General features: G+C 28.6%; 23 protein-coding genes. 12 read left to right on the top strand and 11 right to left on the bottom strand.

Annotated features, from left to right (window positions below; translation table 11 throughout):
- Positions 1-17: 17 nt before the first annotated feature.
- On the top strand, positions 18-626 hold the full coding sequence (locus MPF13_RS00390) for a polysaccharide deacetylase family protein (RefSeq protein ID WP_502924022.1): 609 nt from the start codon (positions 18-20) through the stop codon (positions 624-626).
- Positions 627-769: 143 nt separating this feature from the next.
- On the opposite strand, the gene MPF13_RS00395 is transcribed toward MPF13_RS00390, so the two are convergent.
- Both MPF13_RS00395 and MPF13_RS00400 read right to left on the bottom strand, forming a co-directional pair.
- Positions 770-1,063, bottom strand: coding sequence for a thioredoxin family protein (locus MPF13_RS00395; RefSeq protein ID WP_249980242.1), 294 nt, complete (start codon positions 1,061-1,063; stop codon positions 770-772).
- An 86-nt stretch (positions 1,064-1,149) separates the two neighbouring features.
- Positions 1,150-2,373, bottom strand: a complete 1,224-nt coding sequence (locus MPF13_RS00400; RefSeq protein WP_249980243.1) for a metallophosphoesterase — start codon at positions 2,371-2,373, stop codon at positions 1,150-1,152.
- A 145-nt stretch (positions 2,374-2,518) separates the two neighbouring features.
- On the opposite strand from MPF13_RS00400, the gene polA reads away from it, so the two are divergent.
- From polA to MPF13_RS00425, 5 genes are all read left to right on the top strand, one after another.
- Entirely contained in the window at positions 2,519-5,368 is a 2,850-nt protein-coding gene (gene polA / locus MPF13_RS00405; protein ID WP_249980244.1) for a DNA polymerase I, read from the top strand.
- An 8-nt stretch (positions 5,369-5,376) separates the two neighbouring features.
- Positions 5,377-5,763, top strand: a complete 387-nt coding sequence (locus MPF13_RS00410) for a hypothetical protein (RefSeq protein WP_249980245.1) — start codon at positions 5,377-5,379, stop codon at positions 5,761-5,763.
- Positions 5,764-5,866: 103 nt separating this feature from the next.
- Complete coding sequence (locus MPF13_RS00415) at positions 5,867-6,511, top strand: hypothetical protein (protein WP_249980246.1); 645 nt, start codon at positions 5,867-5,869, stop codon at positions 6,509-6,511.
- 91 nt (positions 6,512-6,602) lie between these two features.
- On the top strand, positions 6,603-7,562 hold the full coding sequence (locus MPF13_RS00420; RefSeq protein ID WP_249980247.1) for an L-threonylcarbamoyladenylate synthase: 960 nt from the start codon (positions 6,603-6,605) through the stop codon (positions 7,560-7,562).
- A 10-nt stretch (positions 7,563-7,572) separates the two neighbouring features.
- On the top strand, positions 7,573-9,243 hold the full coding sequence (locus MPF13_RS00425; RefSeq protein ID WP_284041115.1) for an RluA family pseudouridine synthase: 1,671 nt from the start codon (positions 7,573-7,575) through the stop codon (positions 9,241-9,243).
- Here MPF13_RS00425 and MPF13_RS00430 read toward each other — a convergent pair.
- Entirely contained in the window at positions 9,240-9,776 is a 537-nt protein-coding gene (locus MPF13_RS00430; RefSeq protein ID WP_249980248.1) for a hypothetical protein, read from the bottom strand. The two genes, MPF13_RS00425 and MPF13_RS00430, sit on opposite strands and share 4 nt — an antisense overlap.
- Positions 9,777-9,839: 63 nt before the next feature.
- Entirely contained in the window at positions 9,840-10,466 is a 627-nt protein-coding gene (aat, locus tag MPF13_RS00435) for a leucyl/phenylalanyl-tRNA--protein transferase (RefSeq protein ID WP_249980249.1), read from the bottom strand.
- Positions 10,467-10,821: 355 nt separating this feature from the next.
- Between aat and MPF13_RS00440 the strand changes: the two genes are divergently transcribed.
- Together MPF13_RS00440 and MPF13_RS00445 are read left to right on the top strand one after the other, a co-directional pair.
- Entirely contained in the window at positions 10,822-11,454 is a 633-nt protein-coding gene (locus MPF13_RS00440) for a YqaA family protein (protein ID WP_249980250.1), read from the top strand.
- Positions 11,455-11,474: 20 nt separating this feature from the next.
- On the top strand, positions 11,475-11,720 hold the full coding sequence (locus tag MPF13_RS00445; RefSeq protein WP_249980251.1) for a DUF1456 family protein: 246 nt from the start codon (positions 11,475-11,477) through the stop codon (positions 11,718-11,720).
- Between the two features lie 84 nt (positions 11,721-11,804).
- Here the strand turns inward: MPF13_RS00445 and MPF13_RS00450 are convergent, their stop codons facing one another.
- Positions 11,805-12,173: a DUF3127 domain-containing protein gene (locus tag MPF13_RS00450; protein WP_249980252.1), complete on the bottom strand. Its 369-nt coding sequence runs from the start codon at positions 12,171-12,173 to the stop codon at positions 11,805-11,807.
- 254 nt (positions 12,174-12,427) lie between these two features.
- On the opposite strand from MPF13_RS00450, the gene MPF13_RS00455 reads away from it, so the two are divergent.
- On the top strand, positions 12,428-13,579 hold the full coding sequence (locus MPF13_RS00455; RefSeq protein WP_249980253.1) for a sensor histidine kinase: 1,152 nt from the start codon (positions 12,428-12,430) through the stop codon (positions 13,577-13,579).
- Here the strand turns inward: MPF13_RS00455 and MPF13_RS00460 are convergent.
- From MPF13_RS00460 to greA, 3 genes are all read right to left on the bottom strand, one after another.
- Positions 13,576-14,040 carry a DinB family protein gene (locus tag MPF13_RS00460; protein ID WP_249980254.1) on the bottom strand — a complete coding sequence of 155 codons (465 nt, stop codon included), beginning with the start codon at positions 14,038-14,040 and terminating at the stop codon, positions 13,576-13,578. The two genes, MPF13_RS00455 and MPF13_RS00460, sit on opposite strands and share 4 nt — an antisense overlap.
- Positions 14,041-14,044: 4 nt before the next feature.
- Positions 14,045-14,431 carry an HIT family protein gene (locus MPF13_RS00465; protein ID WP_249980255.1) on the bottom strand — a complete coding sequence of 129 codons (387 nt, stop codon included), beginning with the start codon at positions 14,429-14,431 and terminating at the stop codon, positions 14,045-14,047.
- A 108-nt stretch (positions 14,432-14,539) separates the two neighbouring features.
- On the bottom strand, positions 14,540-15,013 hold the full coding sequence (greA, locus tag MPF13_RS00470; protein WP_249980256.1) for a transcription elongation factor GreA: 474 nt from the start codon (positions 15,011-15,013) through the stop codon (positions 14,540-14,542).
- A 107-nt stretch (positions 15,014-15,120) separates the two neighbouring features.
- Here greA and MPF13_RS00475 point away from each other — a divergent pair, with 107 nt between their 5' ends.
- The 3 genes from MPF13_RS00475 to purE all read left to right on the top strand — a co-directional run bounded on the left by MPF13_RS00475 (position 15,121) and on the right by purE (position 17,321).
- A complete protein-coding gene (locus MPF13_RS00475) occupies positions 15,121-15,546 on the top strand; it encodes a Rieske (2Fe-2S) protein (protein WP_249980257.1) in 426 nt (141 codons plus the stop codon).
- Positions 15,547-15,599: 53 nt separating this feature from the next.
- Entirely contained in the window at positions 15,600-16,763 is a 1,164-nt protein-coding gene (locus MPF13_RS00480; protein WP_249980258.1) for a 5-(carboxyamino)imidazole ribonucleotide synthase, read from the top strand.
- A gap of 78 nt (positions 16,764-16,841) precedes the next feature.
- Positions 16,842-17,321 carry a 5-(carboxyamino)imidazole ribonucleotide mutase gene (gene purE / locus MPF13_RS00485; RefSeq protein WP_249980259.1) on the top strand — a complete coding sequence of 160 codons (480 nt, stop codon included), beginning with the start codon at positions 16,842-16,844 and terminating at the stop codon, positions 17,319-17,321.
- A gap of 59 nt (positions 17,322-17,380) precedes the next feature.
- Here purE and MPF13_RS00490 read toward each other — a convergent pair whose 3' ends face one another.
- The 3 genes from MPF13_RS00490 to MPF13_RS00500 form a co-directional block, all read right to left on the bottom strand.
- On the bottom strand, positions 17,381-20,488 hold the full coding sequence (locus MPF13_RS00490) for a RemA C-terminal-like gliding motility protein (protein WP_249980260.1): 3,108 nt from the start codon (positions 20,486-20,488) through the stop codon (positions 17,381-17,383).
- A 100-nt stretch (positions 20,489-20,588) separates the two neighbouring features.
- Positions 20,589-23,054 (bottom strand): RemA C-terminal-like gliding motility protein, encoded by a 2,466-nt coding sequence (locus MPF13_RS00495; protein WP_249980261.1) that lies wholly within the window; start codon positions 23,052-23,054, stop codon positions 20,589-20,591.
- Positions 23,055-23,234: 180 nt separating this feature from the next.
- A complete protein-coding gene (locus MPF13_RS00500) occupies positions 23,235-25,751 on the bottom strand; it encodes a RemA C-terminal-like gliding motility protein (protein ID WP_249980262.1) in 2,517 nt (838 codons plus the stop codon).
- Positions 25,752-25,878: the final 127 nt, after the last annotated feature.

Consider the following 25,878-nt stretch of genomic DNA (forward strand, 5'->3'; position numbering starts at 1 on the left):
CCAGAACGCCACGTCTTATGATGAGAATTTTCTCAAAATATACGTGGCGTTTTCCATCTAATAAAAAAGAAATATTTTTAACTTTTGATGATGGACCAACTCCAGAAATTACTGAATTTGTATTAGATGAGTTAAAAAAGTACAATGCAAAAGCTACTTTTTTTTGTATTGGAAAAAACATAAAAAATCATCCTGATATTTTTGATAAAATTGTTTCTGAAGGTCATTCTATAGGAAACCATACACAAAACCATTTAAAAGGATGGAAAACAAATTCTAAAAATTATATTGAAAATGTTTTAGAGTGTGAGAATATTATTTTGAGTGAAGTTAAGAAATCTCAACAATTTAAACTCTTTAGACCTCCTTATGGAAAAATTAAAAAAAATCAAGCTAAGAAATTATTAGAAAAAAAATATAAAATTATTATGTGGGATGTTTTATCAGCAGATTTTGATACTACTATTTCTAAAGAAAAATGCTTGCAAAACGTTTTAAAAAACACAACTAAAGGAAGCATCATTGTTTTTCATGATAGTATTAAAGCTGCAGAAAAAATGCAATATGCTTTACCAATTGTTCTAAAAGAATTTTCTGAAAAAGGTTTTATTTTTAAAGCTATTTAATACTTACTTAGTTATTTGAAACAACCAATAATTTGCAAACAAGTTTAGCCCTGATGGAACTATTTGTTTGAGCTCTTTTTGTTTTACATTTTTTAGTAAAACAAAAAAGCGAGTAGTGAGAGCAGGATAAAGCTTCTAAAAAATTAAACGTACTGTTGCACTAAGTTAATTAAAGTGTGTGCATCTTGAAAACCTGTTTGACGCCATTTCATTTCACCATTTTTATAAATCATAAAGGTTGGATTACCTTTTACACGAAGAGCTTCTGCAAGAATTTCGTTCTTTTTAATATCTATCTTAATTACTTTTGCTTTATCTCCTAAAGCTACAGTAACATCTCTTAAAGTATGAACGGTTTTTTCTAAATCGTTATAATCAAAATAAAAATCGATAAGCACTGGTTTTTCAACATTAATTAAGTCGCCAAATTTTGCCATTTTATAAAGTTTTTTAAGGGGGAAAAACGTTAAATTTTATTTTATTTGTAACAAATATAAACAAAACTAAGCAAACGTGCTGATTATCAACCTTTTTTAAGTTCTATAACCGTTATTTCTGGCCAAATACCAACTCTACCAGGAAAAGCATGATACCCAAAACCTCTGTTTACATTTATGTATCTACCATACTCTTCATACAAACCTGCCCATTGTTTGTATACAAATTTAGAAGGGCTCCATTTTATCCAACCAGGAATTTCAATTCCCATTTGTAAACCATGTGTATGACCACTTAGAGTTAAATGGTAATTAAATTCGTCTTGTTTTACTTTATGTTCCCAATGACTTGGGTCGTGAGACATTAATATTTTAAAATCTTCTTTTTTAATTTCTTTAGACGCTTTTTCTAAATCGCCTTTTTCTTTAAAACCTCTACCCCAATTTTCTACACCAACAAGGGCTATTTTTTGTCCGCCTTTTTCTAAATAGCGATGTTCATCTAACAATAAATCGAATCCTATTTTTTTATGAATATCTTTTACTGCTTTAAAATTATCTATTTTTTCTTGTTTGTTGCTCCAGTCCATATAATCTCCATAATCATGATTACCAAGAACAGAATATTTTCCTTCTTTAGCTTCTAATTGAGCAAAAACATCAATCCAATTATCCATTTCATCAGCTTTATTATTTACAATATCACCAGTAAATAACATTAAGTCAGATTTTTGTTCGTTAATTAAATCTACACCATATTGTATTTTCTCTTTATTGGTAAAACTACCAGAATGTATGTCTGAAATTTGGGTAATTGTATAACCATCAAAAGCATCTGGCAAGTCTTTAAAACTTAATTGATATTTTAAAACTTTGTAGTTGTATTTACCTTGAATAATTCCGTAAATAAAAGATGCAAAGGGTATTGCTGCCAACCCTAATGCAATTTGTGAAATAAATTTTCTTCTACCTGCTAGTGGCTTTGTTTCATTGTTAGAAATTGCAGATATCAGTTTTAAAATCCATCTATAAATATCTTCTCCAAAAAGTAAAATAATAATTACTAATTTAGGTATAGAAACTGTTAGCAATAAACCCATTGCCATTTGAAACTGTGGTGTTTGCCCATCACTTCTAGAATAAGTAAAAACAGTAATAAAAAAATTAATATAAACAACTATACTTACCAACAAAAAAGAATAACGAACAATTTTACTTTTAGAAACTGTTTTAAAAGCTTGAAAAGTGTAAATCTCTACAAGTGTTATAATTACAGTTAAAATAATTAGAGGAAAAACCCAACGTGGCATAAAAATAATTTAAAATGTTAGCAAAGATAACTGTTTAAATATCATATGATTTTAACGTCTTGTTAAAGTTTTGTACCTTTCTCGAATATCTAAAACATCTTTTTAGATTACAATTTTTCAACACTTTAATCACTGAATCAATAGAATGTCAGACCAAAAAAGACTTTTTTTAGTTGATGCTTATGCATTAATTTTTCGAGGATATTATGCTTTTATAAAAAACCCAAGAATAAACAGCAAAGGTTTAGATACCTCTGCAATAATGGGTTTTATGAACTCTTTATTAGATGTTATAAAACGTGAAAGACCAGATCATTTAGCAGTTTGTTTTGATAAAGGAGGCTCTGTAGACAGAGTAGAAATGTTTGAAGCTTACAAAGCCAATAGAGATGCAACACCAGAAGCCATAAAATTAGCTGTTCCCTATATTTATGAGATTTTAAAAGCAATGCACATACCAATTATGGTAAAAGAAGGGTTTGAAGCTGATGATGTTATTGGAACCCTTTCTAAACAAGCAGAAAAAGAAGGCTATAAAACTTTTATGGTAACACCAGATAAAGATTTTGCTCAATTAGTTTCTGAAAATATATTTATGTACAAACCACGTTTTGGAGGTGGTTATGATATTTGGGGTGTACCAGAAGTAAAAGAAAAATTTGGAGTAGAAACTCCAGAACAAGTCATCGATTTTTTAGGAATGATGGGAGATTCTGCAGACAACATACCTGGTTTACCTGGAGTTGGAGAAAAAACTGCAAAAAAGTTTTTAGCTGCATATGGTTCTATGGAAAACCTTTTAGCCAACACACATGAGTTAAAAGGAAAAATGAAAGAAAAAATTGAAGCAAATGGAGAATTAGGTTTGCTTTCTAAACAACTTGCAACAATTATGCTTGATGTTCCTGTTACTTTTGATGCTGATGATTTTACCTTAGATCAACCAGATAAAGAAAAAGTAACTGAAATTTTTAACGATTTAGAGTTTAGAAATTTATTGACTAACTTTTTAAGAACTTTTAATACAGAAACTACAACTGATAAAAAAGAAGCTATCACTTCAAACGCAGTCGAGAAATCTCAATCTCAAACAAAAAAAGCAACTTCAAACACAGAAGGTCAATTCGATTTGTTTGCTGCTCCAGGAACTGGTTCTGTTTCTGAAGAAGAAAGTTTATCGGGTTTTAAAACTATAAAAAATACCAATCATTTTTATCAACATATAGATACTCCTTTATCTAGAAAATTATTTTTAAAGAAATTAATGCAACAAAACTCTGTTTGTTTTGATACTGAAACTACAGGTTTAAAAGCTTTAGAAGTAGAATTAATTGGTATTGCTTTTTCTTGGGAAAATGGTAAAGGGTATTATATTTCTTTTCCTGAAGACCAAAATGAAACAGCATCAATTTTAGAAGAATTTAGACCATTTTTTGAATCTGATATCGAAAAAGTTGGACATAATTTAAAATACGACATCAAAGTTTTATCAAACTATAATATGCCTGTAAAAGGTAAATTGTTTGATACCATGATTGCACATTATTTAATTAATGCAGATATGCGTCATAATATGGATGTTTTAGCAGAAACGTATTTAAATTATCAACCTGTTTCTATCACAGAATTGATTGGTAAAAAAGGGAAAAATCAACTTTCTATGAGAGTGGTTCCTATTGCAGATCAAACAGAATATGCAGTAGAAGATGCAGACATCACTTTTCAATTAAAAGAACATTTTACTAAAGAATTAGAGAGTGGAAATCTTACCAAGCTTTTTAACACCATAGAATTGCCTTTGGTTTCTGTTTTAACAGCTATGGAAATTGAAGGTATAAATGTAAATACAGATTTCTTAAAAGAATTGTCTATTGCATTAACCGAAGACATTCATCAACTAGAAAAAGATATTTACGAACAAGCAGGAGAAGAGTTTAATATTGCTTCACCTAAACAATTAGGTATTGTTTTATTTGAAAACATGAAACTAGTTGATAAGCCTAAAAAAACCAAAACAGGTCAATATAAAACAAGCGAAGACATTTTATCTTTCTTAGCAAAAGACCATAAAATTATTAGAGATATTCAAGAATATCGTCAGTATAAAAAATTACTAAGTACTTATGTAGATGCATTGCCAAATGAGGTAAATCCTAAAACAGGAAGAATACATACAGTGTATGCTCAAGCTGTTGCTGCTACTGGTAGATTGAGTTCTAACAATCCTAATTTACAAAACATTCCTATTAGAACAGAACGTGGAAAAGAAGTAAGAAAATCGTTTGTTCCTAGAGATGAAAATCATGTTTTATTAGCTGCAGATTATAGTCAAATTGAATTAAGAATTATTGCTGCTTTAAGTGAAGAAGAAACAATGATAGAAGCTTTTAAAAATGGTGAAGATATTCATGCTTCTACTGCTGCAAAAGTTTTTAATGTTCCTTTAAGTGATGTTACTCGTGAACAACGTAGCAATGCAAAAACAGTTAATTTTGGAATTATTTATGGAGTTTCTGCTTTTGGCTTAAGTAACCAAACAGATTTATCTAGAAGTGAAGCAAAAGAATTAATTGAAACGTATTATGAAACCTATCCTAAATTAAAAGCATACATGTCTGCTCAAGTAGATTTTGCTAGAGAACATGGTTATGTAGAAACGGTTTTAAACAGACGTAGATATTTAAAAGACATCGATTCTAGAAATGCAATGGTAAGATCTGGAGCAGAAAGAAATGCCGTAAATGCACCCATACAAGGTTCTGCTGCAGATATTATAAAATTAGCAATGATTAACATTTACAATCGTTTTGAAAAAGAAGGTTTTACATCTAAAATGTTATTGCAAGTGCATGATGAATTGGTTTTTGATGCTCATAAAGACGAGTTAGAAACAATAAAACCAATTATTAAAGAAGAAATGGAAAATGCTTTTAAAATGAGTGTTCCATTAGATGTAGAAATGGGAATAGGAGAAAATTGGTTACAAGCACATTAAACTTTTAAATGGAAATAGATTACCTTGAAAATATAGACGGACATGAACAAAACATTGTTCGTTTGTATAACTTTAATAAAACAGAAGCAATATTATTTAGAGATTTATTGATTGATACTGTAATTATAAAAAAGCAAAAATTAAACTTAGCAGAAGTAGACTTTATTACTCCTAGAAATTGCAATTTAATTTTTGGTTTATTTAAAACTGATGAAGGAATTTTAACAAAAGATAATGAAACTTTTTTCTGTGTTTTAACTTTAGAAGGTTTTACAAATATGATTAAGTTGATAGAACCTTTTTGTAAGAAAGAATCTAGAGGATTTCAATATTTATATGACATAGACAATCCTATTGACTTATTATTTTGTCCTTCTGCAAGTTTTGATGAATAATAGATTTATAAAAGGTTAAATGCAAATACGAATTACAAGGCTTTCTCTTTTTTTGTTTATTTTTTTTACATTTTATAATTGTTCTACACTAAACAATTTACTAATGAAAAAGACAACTCCTTTTGTAGAAAATTTTGAAAATTTAAACTCTTTTAATATACATTGGGAAGACAATTCTTGGAAAAGTCCTGCTTCTTACACCTTAGAAAATAAGCAACTAAAAATAACCACCAGACCTAATTCTAAAGACAGAGTAAAAGTAAGAACTAAAAGAAACAACTTTACAACTGGTATTTATGAATGGCGCATTTTTATACCCAAATTTAAATTGTTTGACCAAGTTAGTATTGGTGCATTTTTATATCATAATAAAAAAGAAGAATTCGAATTTGATTTCGAAATTGGTTCTGGGCAAAAGTTAGATAGAGAAAAAATAAATTTAAAAAATGATGAAGCTATTGTTTATTGTGTTTCGCAATTTTCACCATCAAACTCAAGTCATTTTTCTGTAAAAACAAATGAATATTCTACCTTTAAAATGGAATTAATAGATGTTAACGGACTTTATTTAGTAAAATGGTATATAAATAATAGTTTGGTAAAAGAACTACAAACACAGGTTAAGAGCAATATTAAGTTTAGAGTTCATAATAGTTTAGAAAACTTAAAGTTTATGGGTAATCATAAAACTACTTCAATAAACTATGTCCTTTTTGATTCTTTTAGCTATAAAAACAATTCTTTTTAGTGATTTGAAACATTTATAAAATGTAAGAAATATTCTCTTTTTATTTACTTGCATAAAAATTGAATTTTATCCGTAATTTTGCATCCGAATTATGAGCATTATTTCTAAAGACATACAAAAAGCTATACAACTGTTAACTGATGAACAATTGGTAGCAATACCTACTGAAACAGTTTATGGTTTAGCAGGAAATATTTTTAGCGAGAAAGCAATAAAAAGTATTTTTTCTACAAAAAAAAGACCTTTTTTTAACCCACTAATTGTGCATGTTCCTTCTGTTAGTTCTTTAGAAAATATTGTAACACATATTCCTAAAAAAGCAAAGTTGTTAGCAGATGCTTTTTGGCCTGGGTCTATGACTATGGTCTTAAAAAAGAGTTCTAAAATTCCAGATTTAATAACTGCAGGTAAAGATACTGTTGCTGTACGTGTTCCTAATCATAAGGTAACTTTAGAACTTTTAAAACAATTACCTTTTCCTTTAGCAGCTCCAAGTGCAAATCCTTTTGGAAGCATCAGTCCTACTAAACCTACACATGTAGAATCTTATTTTAAAGATGATATAAAAATGGTTTTAGATGGTGGTTCTTGTACAAATGGTATAGAATCTACCATTATTGGTTTTGAAAATGATGAACCTATTATTTATAGATTAGGTGCATTAGCTTTAGAAGATATTGAAGCTGTTGTTGGTAAAATTTCAATCAAAAATAAAAAAGAAGTCAGTCCAGATGCTCCAGGAATGTTAGCAAGACATTATGCACCTTCTACTAAAACTTTTTTAGTTGATGATGTTGCTCTAGAAGTAACAAAACATCAAGGAAAAAAAATTGGTGTTTTGGTATTTAATCAGTCTTTAAACAATGATTCTTTAACAGAAATCATTTTATCAGAAGAAAAATCTATGCAAAAGGCTGCTTCTAAATTATATGATTCTTTACACGAGTTAGATCATTTAAATTTAGATGTAATTATTGCTGAAAGGTTTCCAGATAATGGATTAGGGAAATCTATTAACGATAGATTACAAAGAGCTACTTTTAGTCTTTAAAAAAATTAATTTGACTTATTTCCAAAATTTTAAAGCAAATATTTCTAACATAAAGCTTCCAGAAAAATTTACTTTTCCTTTTTATTATGAACCTCATTTGTTAGCAGAAATTGCAACAAAAGAAGTGCAAGAATATTTAGAAAAACAAACTGATTTTGAGCATAATTTCGGAATAAATTCAGATAATAAATCTACAGCTATTGGTAAAATGTTTGGGGTTTTAGTTGTTAAAAACCAGCAAAATGAATTAGGTTATTTAGCAGCATTTTCTGGAAAACTAGAAGACAATAGTTTTCCTGATAAATTTGTACCTCCTGTTTTTAATATGAGAACTGAAGGAAGTTTCTTTTTAAAAGGTGAAGAAGAAATTAATGAAATAAACAAACGTTTATCTACTATTAAAAATGATAAAAACTATTTATCAATAAAACAATCTTTTAAAAAAACATTACAAGATATAAACCAAGATTTATCATTTGAAAAAGAAAAGTTAAAGCTTCAAAAAAAGGATAGAAAATTAAGAAAGCAAATTGGTAAAGCTACCTTAAATAAAGTCGACTTTAATTCTTTAAATAAAAAACTGGTACAAGAAAGCTTTAATGATCAGTTTTACATAAAAGAACTTCAAGAATATTATGATGATAAACTTGATGAAATTAGAGTAAAACTCACACTTTTTGAAGACGAAATTTCATCATTAAAAAGCAAAAGAAAAGAAATATCAAACCATTTACAACAAACTTTATTTAAAAATTATTCATTCTTAAATAAACTAAAAGAAAAAAAGAATTTATTAGATATTTTTAAAGATCCAGCAATAAAACCACCTGCAGGTTCAGGAGAATGTTCTGCTCCAAAACTTTTGCAATATGCTTTTTTACATGATTTAGAACCTGTTTGTATGGCAGAATTTTGGTGGGGAATTTCACCCAGCTCAGAAATTAGAAAACATAAAAACTTTTATCCTGCTTGTCAAGGAAGGTGCAAACCTATTTTAACCCATATGTTAGATGGAGTTGAAATGGATGACAATTTATTGTTAGAAAATTTAGCCGAAAAACAAGAGCTAGAAATCATTTTTGAAGACGATGTTTTAATTGTGGTAAATAAGCCTGCTGAGTTTTTATCTGTTCCTGGAAAAAATATTACAGATTCTGTTTACACTCGTATCAAAGAAAAATATCCACAAGCTACAGGTCCATTAATTGTACATCGTTTAGACATGTCTACCTCTGGAATTTTGTTATTAACCAAAACTAAAGAAGCAAATAAGGTTTTACAAAGTCAATTTATAAAAAGAACTGTTAAAAAACGTTATGTGGCTCTTTTAGATGGAATTGTAAAAGATAAAAAAGGAACAATAAAATTACCTTTAAGAGTAGATTTAGATGATAGACCTAAACAATTGGTAGATTTTGTACATGGAAAAAATGCTGAAACTCTTTGGAAAAGTATAAAGACAGAAAATGGTAAAACACGTATTCGTTTTTATCCAATAACAGGAAGAACACATCAATTAAGAGTACATGCAGCTCATAAAGATGGATTAAATACTCCTATTATTGGAGATGATTTGTATGGTAAAAAAGAAAATAGATTGCATTTACATGCAGAATTTATTGAATTTTCTCATCCTATTACAAATGAAAAAATGAGTTTTACTGTTCATCCAAATTTTTAAAAGAAAGAAAAGCCTAATCCTAAAGAAACACTGTCTAATCTATTATTATCAAAGCCAATAATTCCTTTTCTATGAAAATCTAAGCGAATTATAGTGTTCCATCTTTTTGCTCCTTTTACTTGGGTTCCAAATCCTACTCTGTAATAATTTCCATCAGGATAATTTGAAGATGGACGCCACATTTTTCCATAACTAACTTCTGTAAAAAAGTTATCTCCTTGATCTTCTGTAATATTGTACTTTAAACTAAAATACGTTGGAAAAGCACTTACAGCATAATTCCAATGATAATCAAAACCACCATTTACACTTATTGCTATTCGTTTTTTAAATTCGTATCCAAAACCCATTCTTAAAAAAATAGCATTTGGCACTAAAAAAGGTTCTCCATCATCTGGATCTAAAGTATAATGTTCGTTTACAGCAAAAGTTACATTTCCTGAGCCAGTAAAAAAAGGTTTACCTATTTTTTCTTGTGAAAAAGAGAAGGATGAAATTGCTAAAAAAGTAATTAAAAGTAATAATGGTTTCATATTGATAGTTTTGGGTTGCTTGAACTGAAACAATAATTATTCCATTTTTTTATAATTAAGAAATTAAGTTTTAAGAATATCTAAAAAATATTCTCTTTTTATTTCTCTTGCACCCAAACTTGCTAGGTGTTCATTATAAATTTGACAATCTATCAATTTATATTTTTTATTTTTTGCTAAGTGAATAAAAGCTAATTTTGAGGCATTAGATATTTTACTAAACATACTTTCTCCACAAAAAATATTATTTATTTCTAAACCATATAAACCTCCTACCAATTCATTTCCACTCCACACTTCTATAGATTTTGCAACACCTAAATTATGCAAATTTATATATGCTTGTTCCATATCATTAGTAATCCATGTTCCTAAACCATCACTCCTATCAATATTTTTACAATTATAAATTACCTCTTTAAATGCTTTGTTTTCTGTAATTGTAAATTGGTTTTTATTGATAATTTTTCGCATCGACTTTGAAACCCTTATTTCATCAGGAAACAATACCATTCTTTCAAAAGGGCAATACCAAACTATAGGTTCTCCTTCAGAAAACCATGGAAAAATTCCGTTTTTGTAGGCAAAAATTAACCTGTTTTCAGACAAATCTCCTCCTAAAGCAATAATACCATCTTCTGTTGTAAATTCATATGGTGGAAATTCTATGTTTTCTGAAAGCCAAATCATTCTGCAAAAATAAGTAACAAAAAAGCCTCATCAAAAATTGATGAGGCTTATATCCAAAATTAGAAGACAAATTTAAATGTTGAATAATATTTTATTGAGCAAATAACTCTGCTTGTATTGTTAAAAGTATAATGAATGTCAAAAAATAATTAACCATCGAAAATCTTTTTTTTGTAATTGTTTTTAGGGAAAATAATATTGCTTTCATAAAAAGATATTTGGTTAACCAGATTGGTTAACCAAATATAAGCATTATTTTTTATATAATAGTTCTTAAAATTATATTAATCTACATTTTTTATTGGTATTTATATATTAGAAGTCACTATTTTTGCAAACTGTTTAATAAAATTAAATGTCTAGAATAACAAAGAGAAAAAGAATAAAAACTAAAAAAGAGAGGGCTAAGTTAATGCACAGCTACTACTCTAGAACTGGTTTTTATATGTTTATTTGGGAAAGTCTAAAAAAAGCTTTTGTACCAATAGTAACTGTTGTTATAGGTCTTTTTTTAATAAACAGATATGTTTATAATATAAATGAGGGTTTAGAATCTATTACAGAAACATTTTCTAGACCAGGAATTTTTTCGTTTTTCTTTACTTCAGAAACGCTTTTAGGGTTAATACCACCAGAGATTTTTATTGCTTGGACTAAGAAAACTACAGAACCTATATTAAACTTATCTATACTTGCAACTTTATCTTACTGTGGAGGTCTTGTATCTTACTTTATTGGAAAAACTGCTTTAAAAATAGAAACTGTAAAAAACTATTTAGAAGTAAAAATGGCAAAACACTTAAAAAACTCTAAAAAATGGGGAGGTTTTTTAATATTAGTAGGTGCATTGTTACCTGTTCCTTTTTCTATTTCTTGTACTGCAGCTGGTATGATAAAATATCCTTTTAAAAATGTAGTTTTATTTGGGTTATTTCGTTTTGCAAGATTTGCAATATATGCTTGGGCCATTTTTAAAGTAGTAGATTAAAAAATAATTACATTTGCCTTATGGGATTAACAAACAACGACGTTTTTAAAAAATTAAGAGTAGCACATAAATTTCGTGATACAGATATTATAGAAATTTGTGCTTTAGTAGATTTTAAAGTAACAAAAGGAGAAATAGGTTCTATTTTTAGAAGTGAAGATCATCCTAAATATATGGAGTGTGGAGATCAGTTTTTAAGAAATTTTTTAAATGGATTGGTTATTCATATGAGAGGACCAATGCCTAAAAAAGGAGAAAAGAAATAGGTTGTTTAACAACTTATTTATTAGAAAAAAAAGAGAGAATACATTAAAAGTATTCTCTCTTTTTTTATTCAAGAAATCTAATTTCTAGAATGGTAAATCATCTGGTTCTGCATCAGAAACATTAGATGCTGGTTGAAACTGATCAACTGGAGGTAAATTACTTGGAGCTGCAGCTTGAGATAAGTTTTCGATTCTCCAACCTACAATAGAATTAAAATATCTAGCTTCTCCTTGTGGGTTAATCCACTCTCTACCTCTTAAATTGATAGAAACTTTTACATCTTGTCCAACAGAATAATTGTTTAATAAATCACATTTATCTTGATGAAACTCTACATTAATCATTTGAGGATATTGATCATCAGTTGTAACTACCATTTCTCTTTTTTGAAAACCGTTAGCTCCAAAAGTTTGAACCTCACCAATTAATTTTATTTTTCCAATAACTTCCATAATTTCTATTTTAATAAAAGTACTTTTATTGTACTTTCTACATCATTCATTTATAATACTGTTGGGCAAATGTATGTTATTTTATGGGTTTTAATCAAATAATCTGTGTATGTTCTTTACCAAAGTTATTAACAGTTTTCTTCAAAAACAATAGTTAATAAGACTTTTGAAACAGTAATTATAATATAAATAGGGTTGCTAATACTATGCTTTAAATAAATGAGTTATATACAAGAAACCTTATATTTGTTTTGATGAATTTTTTAACAAACAACATTCTTTTTAAGCGCTTTGCAATAATAATTTCTTTAATTATTGTTTCTTTAATATTATGGAATACCTATATTTTCTTTCAAAAATTTAAACAAGAAGAGCGTATTAAAATGGAAATTTTGGCAACTGCTCAAAAAGAAATTGCTACTAATACAGATTTAAACGCAAATGTAGATTTACCCCTAAAAGTCATTGAGAATAATAACAATATTCCTATGATTTTAGTAAATGCAAAAGGAGAGATCGAATATTTTCAGAATCTTGATTCTAAAAAAGCTGAAAATCCTAAATATTTAGAAAACCAATTGGCAAAAATGAAAACAGAAAATGAGCCAATTGAAGTTAGTTATAAAGGTAAAAACAGACAGTATATTTACTATAGAGATTCAGATTTATTAAACAAGCTTTCTTATTACCCTATAGCTTTAATTCTTATTCTATTCTTATTTTTAAGTGTTATTTATATGTTTTACAACTCTAACAAAGCTGCTGAAACTAATAAATTATGGACAGGAATGGCAAAAGAAACGGCTCATCAAATAGGCACACCTTTGTCTTCTCTTTTAGGATGGATTGCAATTTTAAAAATGGAAAAAATTGATGAAACCTACGTAAATGAAATAGAAAAAGATGTACATAGATTAAATACAATTGCAAATAGGTTTTCTAAAATAGGCTCTATTCCAGAATTAAAAAAAGAAAACATAGTAGATATAACTAAACAGGCTTTTGATTACTTAGAATCTAGGAGTTCTAAGCAAATATCTTTTTCTTTTAATACGATAAACAATGAAATTTACACCAATTTAAATACAGAGTTATTTGGTTGGGTAATAGAAAACCTCATTAAAAATGCAATTGATGCAATGTTGGGTAAAGGAGAGTTAATACTGAAGATAGAAAATACATCTAAAAAAGTAAAAATTACCATTTCTGATACTGGAAAAGGAATGCCAAAAAAACTTTTTAAACAGATTTTTAAACCTGGTTTTACAACCAAAAAAAGAGGTTGGGGATTAGGATTATCTCTATCTAAAAGAATTGTTGAAGATTACCACAAAGGAAAAATATTTGTACAAAAATCTGAAATAGGAAAAGGTACTACTTTTGAAATTTTATTAGAGAAAGTCTAATCTATAAGTTTATTTATCAAAGAAATTTGAACTAAATGATAGTAACTATGTTCTATCATTCCTTCAATATTTCTATAATAAGTTCCATATTTTTCATCAACAAAAACACTTTCTAACTCTGTTTCAGATAGACTTTCTATATAGTTTGCAAATTTTTCTGCATTTGTAAATAGCGTATTTTTTAATGAAATCCATTCACTTTCTGAAGTTATCTTAGGTGCGTCAAAACTATATTTATCTCTAATTTCTAATTTTCCCCCTTCAAAAACATTTAAAACTCCAGCAACATAATAATTAATATGAAAAGTTAAGACAGCAATAGTATTTAAAGAATTTACTTTTGTAGTTGCTTTTTTATATGAAATAGCCTCTAAAACCTTTTTGTAGTTTGTATTAGCTACCCAAGTACCATCAAGAAAAACTTCTCTAAATCTATTTGCTAATTCTTTGTTTTTTTTCACTTAGTTAAAAATTTTCAGAAATCTTATTAGCCAAAGCAACAAACTCTTCATTTGTTAATTTTTCTTTTTTGGTAAACTGCATATCTGCCATTGCATTTGTTGGCACTAAATGAACGTGTACATGAGGTACTTCTAAGCCAATAACACTCATACAAACTCTTTTACAGTCAACTGCTTTTTCTAATGCTTTTGCAACTCTATAAGAGAAATCCATTAGACTTAAATACTCTTCTTTAGATAAATCGAATAATTTATTTTCTTCTTTCTTTGGTACAACTAAAGTGTGTCCTTTTGCATTAGGATTGATATCTAAAAAAGCAATAAAATTATTGTCTTCTGCAACTTTGTAACAAGGAATTTCTCCGTCAATTATTTTTGTAAATATGCTCATAATATCAATCTTAAGTGTATTTTTTTTGATGAGTAGTAAATATAAAAAAGAATTCGGGTTTCAGCAATGCCAAAACCCGAATTTATAATTTAATCTGTTGAATAAAATCTATCTTGAAATATCTACAATTTCAAATTTCATAATTCCATTTGGTACTTTAATTTCAGCAATATCACCAACTTCTTTACCTAATAAACCTTTTCCAATAGGAGAGTTTACAGATAGTTTTCCATTTCTAACATCTGTTTCAGAATCTGCAACTAATGTGTAAGAAAACTCCATACCATTTGCAGTATTTTTAATCTTTACAATAGAATGTATTAATATTTTAGATGTATCTAATTGAGATTCATCTATGATACGTGCATTTGCTACTACATTTTTTAATTTAGCAATTTTAAATTCTAAATGAGATTGTTCTTCTTTAGCTGCATGATATTCTGCATTTTCACTTAAATCTCCTTTATCTCTTGCATCTGCAATTTCTTGTGTTACTCTAGGACGTTCAACTTGCTCAAGTTGCACCAATTCATCCTTCAATTTCTTTAATCCTTCTGCTGAATAATACGATATGTCGCTCATAGTAATATAATTTAAAAATCCCATTACCTAAATAGGAATGAGATTGTCTTACAAATGTACAAAATAATTGTAAATTGCCATCGTTCTTTTAGTATTGAAAGATAATTATGATTAAAAAAACATTACTCTTATTTTCGTTTATATTCTTTATAAATTGCTCTAATAATGACGATTTAGATAGCTGTATACAATCTTTACCTTTAAGTTATACTTCCGATTTAAATAACCCTCAATTAATTAATGCTTTGGTTCCTGGTGGATATGTAGAATTGAATGCTGGTTCTAAAGGAATTTTATTAATGAATGTTAATGGTAGTGATTTTGTTGCTTACGATAAAATTTGTCCTGCAAGAGATTGTAATTCTCCTATGACTTTCGAAAAAGGTATTGTTTTAAAATGCCAATGTGATGGTAGCGAATATGGTGTAGGAAAAGGTATTGGAGGAGCTCCACAAACTGAAGGTTTTATTTGTCCTGCAATAGAATATAGAGTTACTAAAATTGGTACAGTTTTGCGAATCACAAATTTTTAATAGCATACATACTTTAAGTTGCTTATTTTTGCAGAAACACAACATTAAGCAACGTGAAAAACTATTTTTCTTCAAATTTTAAACTAGGTGTTCTTGGAGGAGGACAATTAGGAAGAATGCTTTTAGCAGAAACTCAAAAATTCGACATTCATACTTCTATTTTAGAAAATAATAAAAATGCACCATGTGCAGAAATTTGCAACACATTTGTTGTTGGAGATTTATTAGATTTTGATGCTGTTTACAACTTCGGAAAAACTGTAGATTTATTAACTATAGAAATTGAAAATGTAAATTTAGATGCTTTAGATAAATTAGAAGACGAAGGCTTAACAATTTATCCAAAACCTCAAGATTTACGAATAATACAAAGTAAAGCAAGACAGAAAAATTTTTATGTAGATCATCAAATTCCTACTGCAGAATTTTCTCATTATGCATATGTAGAAGAATTAAAACATTCTTTTGAAAATAATATCATTGATTTTCCTTTTGTTTGGAAAGCTGCACGTTTTGGTTATGATGGAAATGGTGTTAAAATTGTTAGGAATACAGATGATTTAAACAGTTTACCAAATGTAGAATGTATTACAGAAAAATTAATTCCGTTTAAAAACGAATTGGCTGTAATTGTAGCAAGAAATGCAAATGGAGAAACAACAACTTACCCTGTAGTTGAAATGGAATTTCACCCAGAAGCCAACCAAGTTGAGTATGTTATTTGTCCTGCAAGAATTGATAGTAAAGTAGCAGAAAAAGCAAGAGAAGTTGCTTTAAAGGTTGTTAGTGATTTAGATTTTGTTGGTTTATTAGCTGTAGAAATGTTTCAAACAGTAGATGACAAAATCTTAGTAAACGAAGTTGCTCCAAGACCACATAATTCTGGACATTATTCTATAGAAGCAAGTTATACCAATCAGTTTGAACAACATTTACGTTCCATTTTAAACCTTCCTTTAGGAAATACAAACAGTAAAGTTGCTGGAATAATGGTAAATTTAGTTGGTGATGAAGGTTTTTCTGGTGATGTTGTTTACCAAAATATAGAAGATATCTTAAAAATTGATGGAGTTACGCCTCATATTTATGGGAAAAAAGAAACAAGACCATTTAGAAAAATGGGACATGTTACTATTGTAAATTCTGATATTGGTAAAGCTAGAGAAATAGCGCAAAAAGTTAAAGAAACAATTAGAGTAATAAGTAAAAACAATTAACAATAATTCAATAAACAATTATCATTAAGTATATGCTACTTTTAAAATGATAACTGTTTACTGATAACTGAAAGTAATATGGTAGGAATAATAATGGGAAGTGATTCTGATCTTCCAATAATGCAAGAAGCAATAGATATTTTAGAGAGTTTTGATATTAAAATTGAAGTTGATATTGTATCTGCTCACAGAACTCCAGAAAAATTAGTAGACTACTCTAAAAATGCCCATAAAAGAGGTGTACAAGTAATTATTGCTGGTGCAGGTGGTGCTGCTCATTTACCAGGAATGGTTGCAAGTATGAGTCCTTTACCTGTTATTGGAGTTCCAGTAAAAAGTAGAAACTCTATTGATGGTTGGGATTCTGTTTTATCTATTTTACAAATGCCAGGGGGCGTACCTGTTGCTACTGTAGCTTTAGATGGAGCAAAAAACGCTGGTATTTTAGCTGCTCAAATTATTGGTGCATCTAATGAGTTAATTTTAAATAAAATTATAGCTTATAAAGAAGAGTTAAAATTAAAAGTTAACAAAGCTTCAGAAAGAGTTAGAAAATAAATTTTCTAAAAAAAGCTCAAAACTAAATAAGTTTTGAGCTTTTTTTAATAGGTATTATCCTAATTAGTAATTACTATTTTTTTTATTCGTTTTTTATTATTGTCTAAACTTGCTTTTACAATATAAACTCCTGTTTCTAAATTAGAAACATCTTTACTATCATTAATAGAATAACTTTTTACTTCTGATCCTAAAATAGTATACAAAGTCACTTTTTTAATTTGATCTAAGTTTTTATAATTTATAATCAATTCTTTTGATGAGTTTACACTAACAAAAAAACTATTATCCTTTAAAACCTCATCATTAATTGTAAGTGTTTCTTTCTTTTCTTTAGAATAGATAATTTTAAATCTTGTATTATTTGTTCCTATAGTATTTATTAAAAATGAATACGATTGTTTTCTTAAATCTGTAATCGTATTTTCTTCAGTATCTTTTAAATAAATATTATAATTTTCATTAATATATTCATCTTTAATACTAATTGTATGCTCTCCTGTTTCATCAATTACAAAACCAAGCTGAATTACTTTTTCATCTTCTTCAAGTAATGGTAGTCCTTGAATTGTTAAACGAGTATCTTCTTCTGCAATAGAATAAAAACCTAATTTTTCTTGATTTATATCAAACAAACCATCATAAATTCTATCATAATCATTTGTAGCACCATCTACAAAACCAATTAACAGCGTATTTATTTTATTTCCGTTAGAAAACTGAAACCAAGATCTTCCTAATTTATTAGCTGTAACTGTTGTTTTTTCTGATTTATAAAATTCAGTATTGTCTCCAGCTACCTGATGAGTTGGTTTTAATTTTAAAGTTGTTGCTGCAGTAGTTTTAACAAAAAAAGCTTGAGCTGTTCCTATTTTACCAGTAACCCCAGGTGATGAACCTCCAGTATTGTTATACTGTAAATAATCAGAAACATTATTATCTCCAGCATTTGCAGATTGTTGATTCCAAAAATAGATAGTACCCTCTATATTTTGATTGTCTGTATCTTCTATTATTAAACCCCAATCTATGGCAGATGCATATGGATTTCCAATTAAATTATCTCCTTCTTCAGACCAAATATTACCTGTTTCTCCTTGATCTTCATTTGTACTAAAATACAATGTTAAATCTGTACCTGCTTCATTTATGGTTCCTGAAAAAGTACGTACTTGTCCTCCAGTACCTTCGTTTTGAATAGCATATCCAACACCTTTTTGCATAATACCACCAACTCCAATCCAATTAGCGTCATCTGAACTAGCATCAAATAAATAAATTTCTTCAGCATCTGGAAAAACGGAACTTGTTGTTTCTCCTATCACAGGCGAACTCCAATATGAAAAGAAATTATCATCACCATAAGTAGGAGTATTTCTAATTACATCAAAAGTACCAGAACCAGTAATAGCACTATTACAATTATGATAAATTAACGCCCCTCCATCTTCAATAGTTATGGTTCCGTTATTATCTAAGCCATAATAAACATTTAAAGTTGCTCCACTTTCTATTATTAATTCTACGCCAGAATTAATTGTTAAAAAGCCAACACTGATTTCTGTTGTTAAAACTGGGTCAAAAGTACCTCCATCTGGTATGGCTACTTTTTGTTTTCTTGTGGCATCAGGAGCTATATCTGACAACCAATTTGTTGTTGTAGACCAAACATCAGAATCACTACCATCCCAAGTAATTAACCCTGCTGCATCTTCTGTAGCAGTTATTGAACTTCCTCCATTTGGTTGGTAATTCATTTGAGTCCCACTTTGGTAAGCTACTAAATCTGTTTCAGAAGTAATTAAAATTTCTTTATTGGTATCTATTTCAGTTTGTGTTCTTGCAACATTCCAAATTCTAAAAAGATCGAAATCACCAGAAAAATTATATGCAGATCCATCAGAATTTACAGCATCTTCATAATATTCTCCACCAACAGTTCCTGCATTCCATCCTAATACTAAATCATTTGGAAATCTAATACTACCTCCAGATCTTCCAATATTTATATCTCCAGAATGATTATCAACTGTTAACCCTGTTCTAGAGTCTTGCTCTACTCCATCTAAAAACCATTTTAAAGTTGTTCCAGATTCTAAAGTTATGGCCACATGATACCATTGGTTAAAGACCACATCTCCAATATCTGACCTAAAAAATTTTCTATCTCCTGTAACTCCTGCATTATTTCTATAAACACCAAAATAAAATTGTCCACCATCTATAAAAGCGGTTATAGCATTTACATTTCCTCCTTCTTCATAAAGTACTTGTCTAGATGTCATATCTGTAGCTCTAAATCGAAACTCTACAGTTCTATCATTAGTGTCTTGTAGATTAATAGCATCTGTATTTGGAATTGTTGTGTATTGAGTACTGATAGAAACAAAGGCAGTTAAAGAAATTTCGTCTTCACCATTTGGTTCATAATAAATTCGATCTTGATCTGAATAAGCTACCAGATTAGTTTCATTGGTAATAAAAGTAGATTTATTATCATCTACTTCTGCATCTGTTCTAGTATCATCCCAAATTCTAAAAAGAGAAATATCTCCAGAATAATACAATGCAGTAGTATCACCACCAGTAAAAGCACCATTGTAAGTTTCAGAATCTTCTCCTCCACTTGCAGACCAATCAACATCTGCTAAACTATTTGGAAACCTTAAACCATCTCCATTTCTACCAAATGTTATAGAGCCTGAATGTGTATTAACTTGTAGACCATCTTGTGTATCTTGTAAAACTCCGTTTAAATACCATTTTAAAGTTAGGTCTGGAATTGCTGTATCCTCTAAAGTTAGAGCAACATGATACCAATTGTCTACTTCTATTACACTTGCTACAGATCTAAAAAATCTTTTATCAGCTGCTGCTGTTCCATCATTTCTATAAGCTCCTAAATATATTCTACCTCCTTCTAAATATATTATAAATGCATTTACTGTACCTCCTTCTTCATAAAGTACCTGTTTTGTAGTAATATCGGATGTTTTAAACCATAATTCTATGGTTTTATTTCTTGTATTCTGAAGATTTATAGCGTCTGTATTAACTAAAGTAATAAAGTCATCTGCACCATTTAATGAAGTACCTGTAGAACAAGGAATTTGTGCAAACAGTATGTTTGTAAAAAACAATAAAATTAAGGGGAATGCTTTTTTCATCTTATTATACGTAAATAATAAGTAAAGCTAAAAAAAGAATTTTAATTTAAAAAACAAATGTGATAGTTAAACAAAATACTAAAATTTACAATTGTTATTCTTAATTTGTGATTATAATTTTTTTGTTAAACACTCTATTGTCTTTTAAAACAGCTATCACAACATAAACCCCTCTTGATAAGCTAGATACATCTTTCTTTTGAGCACCATTAAATAAAGCTACTTTTTTACCCTGGATATTAATCAATGCTATTTCTTTAATATTATCTTCATCAAAATCGTATTCTACAATTAATTCTTTTGCTCCATCAACATAAACAGTAAAATCTTTAGAGTCTATTTCCTCTACAGTATAAGATTCTTTACCTGTATTTTTTTGAGTAGCATTTCTTTTCTTTTTTGTATAAATAACTTTGAACCTTGTATTATTTTCACCTATAGAATCTATAGTAAAGCTATAATCTCTTTGTCTTAAATCTACAGTTATTTTCTTCTCTGTATCTCTTAAATAAATATAATAATCTTCATCTATTTGTTCATCTTGAATACCTATAGAATAATTACCTACTTTATCTACAATAAAACCTAATTTAACTACTTTTTTATCTCTTTTTAATATTGGCAACCCTTGTATTGAAGCTTTATCTACACCTTTTACCAAAGAGTAAAATCCTAAAGATTTTTCGTTGATATCATACTCTGCATCATATAATCTATCAAATCTATTTGTAGCTCCATCAATAAAACCAACTAGTAAAGTATTTGTTTTACCCTCATGATTAAAAGCAAACCAAGATCTACCATCTTTTTTCTGAGTATTTACTATTGATTCTCCTTTAAAAAACTGTGTGTTATTTGCAACAATTTGATGTGTTGTTTTAAATGTAATTTTACTATCTACACTCGTTTTTACAAAAAATCCTTGACCTGTACCAATTTTACCTGTGGCTGTATTAGATACACCACCTGTTTTATTATATTGTAAATAATCAGATACGTTATTATCTCCATTTTCTGCAGTATTTTGATTCCAAAAATAAACAGTTCCATCAATATCAGAATTGTCTGTATCTTCTATAATTAAGTCCCAATCAATTGCAGAGGCATATGGATTACCTACTAAATTATCGCCAGCAAGAGACCAAACATTATTTGCATCTGTACTTGCTAAATTTGTATTATAATAAACATTTACTTCTACATCTCCTTCATTAATTTTTCCTGTAAAAGTTCTTAATTGTCCACCTAAGCCTTCGTTTTGAATTGCATAACCTAAACCTGTTTTTAAATTAGCAGAACCATTATACACCCAATCTGCATTAGACACTCCTGCACCAAAAGAATATATTAATTCTGCATCTGGAAAAATTGAACTAGGGCTAGAGTCTGATTCTATGATTGGAGAACTCCAGTATGAATAAAAATCATTACCTGCATAAGTTGGAGTTTGTCTTTTTATGTTAAAATCTCCAGAACCTTGAATGGTAGAATTACAAGAATGAAAAATTAAAGCCCCACCATCTTCAACAGTTATGGTTCCATTATTTGTTAATTCATAAAAAACATTTAATGTACCTCCACTTTCTACAATTATTTCTGCACCTGCATCTACTGTTAATCTTCCAATAACTACTTCTGTTAAAATTTTAGGGTCATTTGTTCCGCTATTTATAATTACTGTTTGTGTTTTTGTAATATCTGGTGAATTTGCAGACCAATTAACATCATTTGTAAAATCTGTTGATGTTCCTCCTGTCCAAGTATAACTTGTTGCACTTCCGTTTGCAGAAGCGTTTGCATTTATAGTAGTATCATTATTAGAATCATACTCCATATTATCTCCATCTTGAAATGCCACTAAATCTGTTCCAGCATTTAAAAATGTAGATTTATTATCATCAATTTCTGTTACATTTCTGGCAACATTCCAAATTCTTAACAATGCAATATTTCCTTCAAAATTATGATTATTTCCATCTTGACCTCCAAAAGTTCCATTATAAGTTCCTGTTCCACTTCCTCCCCAATTTGTATCTGCTAAACTAGTTGGATACCTTACATTACCCCCATTTCTACCAATAGAAATATTACCAGAATGTTGACTAACTTGTAAACCATCTTGAGTATCTTGTAAAACACCATCTAAATACCATTTAAAAGTAATATCTGGATTTGTTGTATCTTCTATAGTAAAAGCTATGTGAGTCCATTTATCTACTGCAATGTCTCCAATAGCAGATCTAAAAAAACGTCTTCTTGTAGCATTATCTGCATTATTTCTATATCCACCAACATAAACTCTACCTCCTTCAATATAAAAAAGAATAACGTTTACTTGTGCTCCTTCTTCATATAATACTTGTTTTGTTGTAACATCTGAGGGCTTAAACCAAAATTCTACTGTTCTATTTCTGGTATTTTGTAAGTTAATTGCAGCTGTATTTGGTATGGTAATAAAATCATCATTCCCATTTGCATTAAATCCAGATGTACATGGAATTTGAGCCACAATAAACTGAGAAACAAATAGCAATGTAATTAATAAATGGTTTTTTAATGTCTTCATATTTTTACTTTTATATTTTCACTTCGTAAAATGAGTGTATACAAAACTAATACCGAAGACAGTTTTTATTTTTAAAAATTCGTTAAAACGAATTCTTATATCGATAAATGGAAGATTATTAGATATTTATAACTTACAAACACTAAAAAAAGTGAATCTATCTTATTTAGATTAGAGCTTTTAATTAGTAATTAAAACTTTTTTAGTTAACGTATTGTTGTCTTGAAGTTTTACACTTATAATATAAACACCTGTAGAAATTTTAGAAACATCTATTGTTTGATTATTCATAAAAGTATTCATTTTTCTACCTTGAATGTTATATAAAGAAATATCTTTTACACTATTGTTGTCATTACTATACTTAACAATTAATTCTTTTACATTGTTTACATAAACGTTTAATAAACTAGAGTTTAAACTTTCTATAAATGTTTCGTTACTTAAGGTGTTCTGTTTGGTATACACAATTTCGAATCTATCATTATTTTCTCCAATTGTATCAACATTAAACTTATAACTTCCTTGTCTTAAATCTGAGGTTATATTCTGTTCTTTATCTCTTAAAAAAATATTATATTCTTCATTTATAAACTCACTTTGAATGCCAATAGAATACTCTCCAATTTCATCAATTACAAAACCTACATTTACTTTTACCTCATCAGATTCTAATGTTGGAAGCCCTTGTATAGTTGCTTTTTTATCACCGTTAACTAATGTATAAAAACCCATAGATTTTTGGCTAACATCAAAAGGTGCATCATACAATCTGTCAAATGAGTTTGTTGCTCCATCTACAAAACCAACAAGCAACGTATTTGTTTTCTTTTTATGATTAAACGTAAACCAAGATCTATTAATAGTTTTATCTGTTTTAGCAATATTATTACTTTTATAAAAAGTACTATTATTTGCAGCTACTTGATGCGTTGTTTTAAAAGTAATTGTACTAGCACTCAGTGTTTTTATAAAAAATCCTTGACCAGTTCCTATTTTACCATTAGTGGTAGTTGATGCTACAGATGATCCTGTAATGTTATATACCACATATTCATCAACATTATTTTCTCCTATTTCTGCATTTTGCTGATTCCAAAAATAAATTTCACCACTCAATCCTGGATTATCTGGGTCAGTAACAACTAAATCCCAATCTATAGCAGCAGGATAAGGGTTTCCAACTAAATTATCTCCTTCTGTAGACCATTCATTTCCATCACTACCTTCTCCTTCTAAATTAGAAGTATTGTATATATTAACTGTAATATCTCCAGAATTTACGGCTCCAGAAAAAGTTCTTAATTGACCTCCTGTTCCTTCATTTTGAATAGCGTAACCAATTCCTTGTTCAAAATCTGAAGTGCCATGAAAAGCCCAATCTGAATTATTTGCACTAGCATTAAAATGATAAATAAGTTCTGCATCAGGAAAAACAGAAGCAATATTAGAATCTCCACTTATAACAGGAGAACTCCAATAAGAATAAAAATCATTACCTCCATAAGTTGGTGTTAGTCTTTCTACATTATAAACTCCTGATCCTCCTAAATCTTTCTTTTCTCTTAATACTAAACTTCCACTTTCTTCAACATTAATAGTACCATTATTAATAATATCATAACTTACCTCTAGAGTTCCACCACTTTGTACTGTAATACTTGCACTTGAATTAACTTGTAAGTCTCCAGCAACTACATGAGTTCCAGAAGTTATAATAGGATAATTTGTTGAAGCTTGAATTTCTACAGCTTCCTTTGTTAGTACATTTGGTACAGTACCTCCAACCCAATTAGAACCAGTGTTCCAATCTGAAGATGCAGCAGTAGCACTCCAAATAATAGTAGTTACAGGAGAAACTGTAGCTTCAGATGTTGTAGAATTATCATTTGTACTTAAATATGTAAATGTATCACCATCTAAAATTGCAACTAAATCATCTGTACCAACTGTTGTAATAATATCTGCTTTATAATCGTCTATTTCTGCAGGTGTTCTAACATCGTTCCAAAGTCTAAATCCCCATAAATATCCTTCAAAATAATTTGTACCTGAATAACTTGTTAAAGCTGAAGATGCATAAAAATATTCAGAATTTAATTGACTTGTCCATGTTGCTGTACTTAGAGGAAATCTAACATTTGCATCTTTATACCCCACCCTCATTGTATTATGTCCTCCAAATTGGTACCCAGAATTTTCTCCAATTAAAGTTCCATCCAAATAAAACTTTAACGCAGTATTTTGATTAGCTCCCATTAAATTTGTTGTATTGTTGGCAGCTAATGCATTGTCTAAAACCAAAGCTACATGATACCATGTATCTGCAGTAATTGCCTTTCTAAAAAAGGTTCCTTGCCATTGAGGTGAATAATCTGCTCTATTATACCCACCTACAACTAAATACCCATCTTCTATATAAATTAATACAGCTCTTGTACCAGCACCTTCTTTCATAATAAATTGCCTACTAGTAACTTCTTCTGCTTTAAACCAAGTTTCATATGTTCTATTATTGGTTGTAGTAGTATTAATTTGAGGTATATTAGTATTTGATGCACCACCTACATTTATATAATCATCTACTCCATCAAAATAAAAGCCATCATTTTCAGTTTGAGCAATACTCATAAAAGAAAACAGCAATGCAATTAAAGTTAAAAATGTGTTTTTCATAATTCTTTTTCTTTTACCCATTTTAAATTTTCAGATAAACTGAACAACCAAAAATAATTCGTTATTAATTTACACACATCCATTTTTCGACAAATAGAATTTTTATATCGATAAAATGATATTTTCTAAAGATTTTTATTATAAAAAA

This window comes from Polaribacter sp. Z022 (genome assembly GCF_023555495.1).
GTDB lineage: Bacteria > Bacteroidota > Bacteroidia > Flavobacteriales > Flavobacteriaceae > Polaribacter.

Excerpts from the sequence above, each read along its gene's own strand:
- purE (WP_249980259.1), top strand. The coding sequence starts at position 16,842 with ATGGTAGGAATAATAATGGGAAGTGATTCTGATCTTCCAATAATGCAA.
- greA (WP_249980256.1), bottom strand. The coding sequence starts at position 15,013 with ATGAGCGACATATCGTATTATTCAGCAGAAGGATTAAAGAAATTGAAG.
- MPF13_RS00455 (WP_249980253.1), top strand. The coding sequence starts at position 12,428 with ATGAATTTTTTAACAAACAACATTCTTTTTAAGCGCTTTGCAATAATA.
- MPF13_RS00490 (WP_249980260.1), bottom strand. The coding sequence starts at position 20,488 with ATGAAAAAAGCATTCCCCTTAATTTTATTGTTTTTTACAAACATACTG.
- MPF13_RS00495 (WP_249980261.1), bottom strand. The coding sequence starts at position 23,054 with ATGAAGACATTAAAAAACCATTTATTAATTACATTGCTATTTGTTTCT.
- MPF13_RS00475 (WP_249980257.1), top strand. The coding sequence starts at position 15,121 with ATGATTAAAAAAACATTACTCTTATTTTCGTTTATATTCTTTATAAAT.
- polA (WP_249980244.1), top strand. The coding sequence starts at position 2,519 with ATGTCAGACCAAAAAAGACTTTTTTTAGTTGATGCTTATGCATTAATT.
- MPF13_RS00440 (WP_249980250.1), top strand. The coding sequence starts at position 10,822 with ATGTCTAGAATAACAAAGAGAAAAAGAATAAAAACTAAAAAAGAGAGG.
- MPF13_RS00420 (WP_249980247.1), top strand. The coding sequence starts at position 6,603 with ATGAGCATTATTTCTAAAGACATACAAAAAGCTATACAACTGTTAACT.
- MPF13_RS00465 (WP_249980255.1), bottom strand. The coding sequence starts at position 14,431 with ATGAGCATATTTACAAAAATAATTGACGGAGAAATTCCTTGTTACAAA.
- MPF13_RS00395 (WP_249980242.1), bottom strand. The coding sequence starts at position 1,063 with ATGGCAAAATTTGGCGACTTAATTAATGTTGAAAAACCAGTGCTTATC.
- MPF13_RS00500 (WP_249980262.1), bottom strand. The coding sequence starts at position 25,751 with ATGGGTAAAAGAAAAAGAATTATGAAAAACACATTTTTAACTTTAATT.
- MPF13_RS00415 (WP_249980246.1), top strand. The coding sequence starts at position 5,867 with ATGAAAAAGACAACTCCTTTTGTAGAAAATTTTGAAAATTTAAACTCT.
- MPF13_RS00400 (WP_249980243.1), bottom strand. The coding sequence starts at position 2,373 with ATGCCACGTTGGGTTTTTCCTCTAATTATTTTAACTGTAATTATAACA.
- aat (WP_249980249.1), bottom strand. The coding sequence starts at position 10,466 with ATGATTTGGCTTTCAGAAAACATAGAATTTCCACCATATGAATTTACA.
- MPF13_RS00450 (WP_249980252.1), bottom strand. The coding sequence starts at position 12,173 with ATGGAAGTTATTGGAAAAATAAAATTAATTGGTGAGGTTCAAACTTTT.
- MPF13_RS00445 (WP_249980251.1), top strand. The coding sequence starts at position 11,475 with ATGGGATTAACAAACAACGACGTTTTTAAAAAATTAAGAGTAGCACAT.
- MPF13_RS00430 (WP_249980248.1), bottom strand. The coding sequence starts at position 9,776 with ATGAAACCATTATTACTTTTAATTACTTTTTTAGCAATTTCATCCTTC.
- MPF13_RS00390 (WP_502924022.1), top strand. The coding sequence starts at position 18 with ATGATGAGAATTTTCTCAAAATATACGTGGCGTTTTCCATCTAATAAA.
- MPF13_RS00410 (WP_249980245.1), top strand. The coding sequence starts at position 5,377 with ATGGAAATAGATTACCTTGAAAATATAGACGGACATGAACAAAACATT.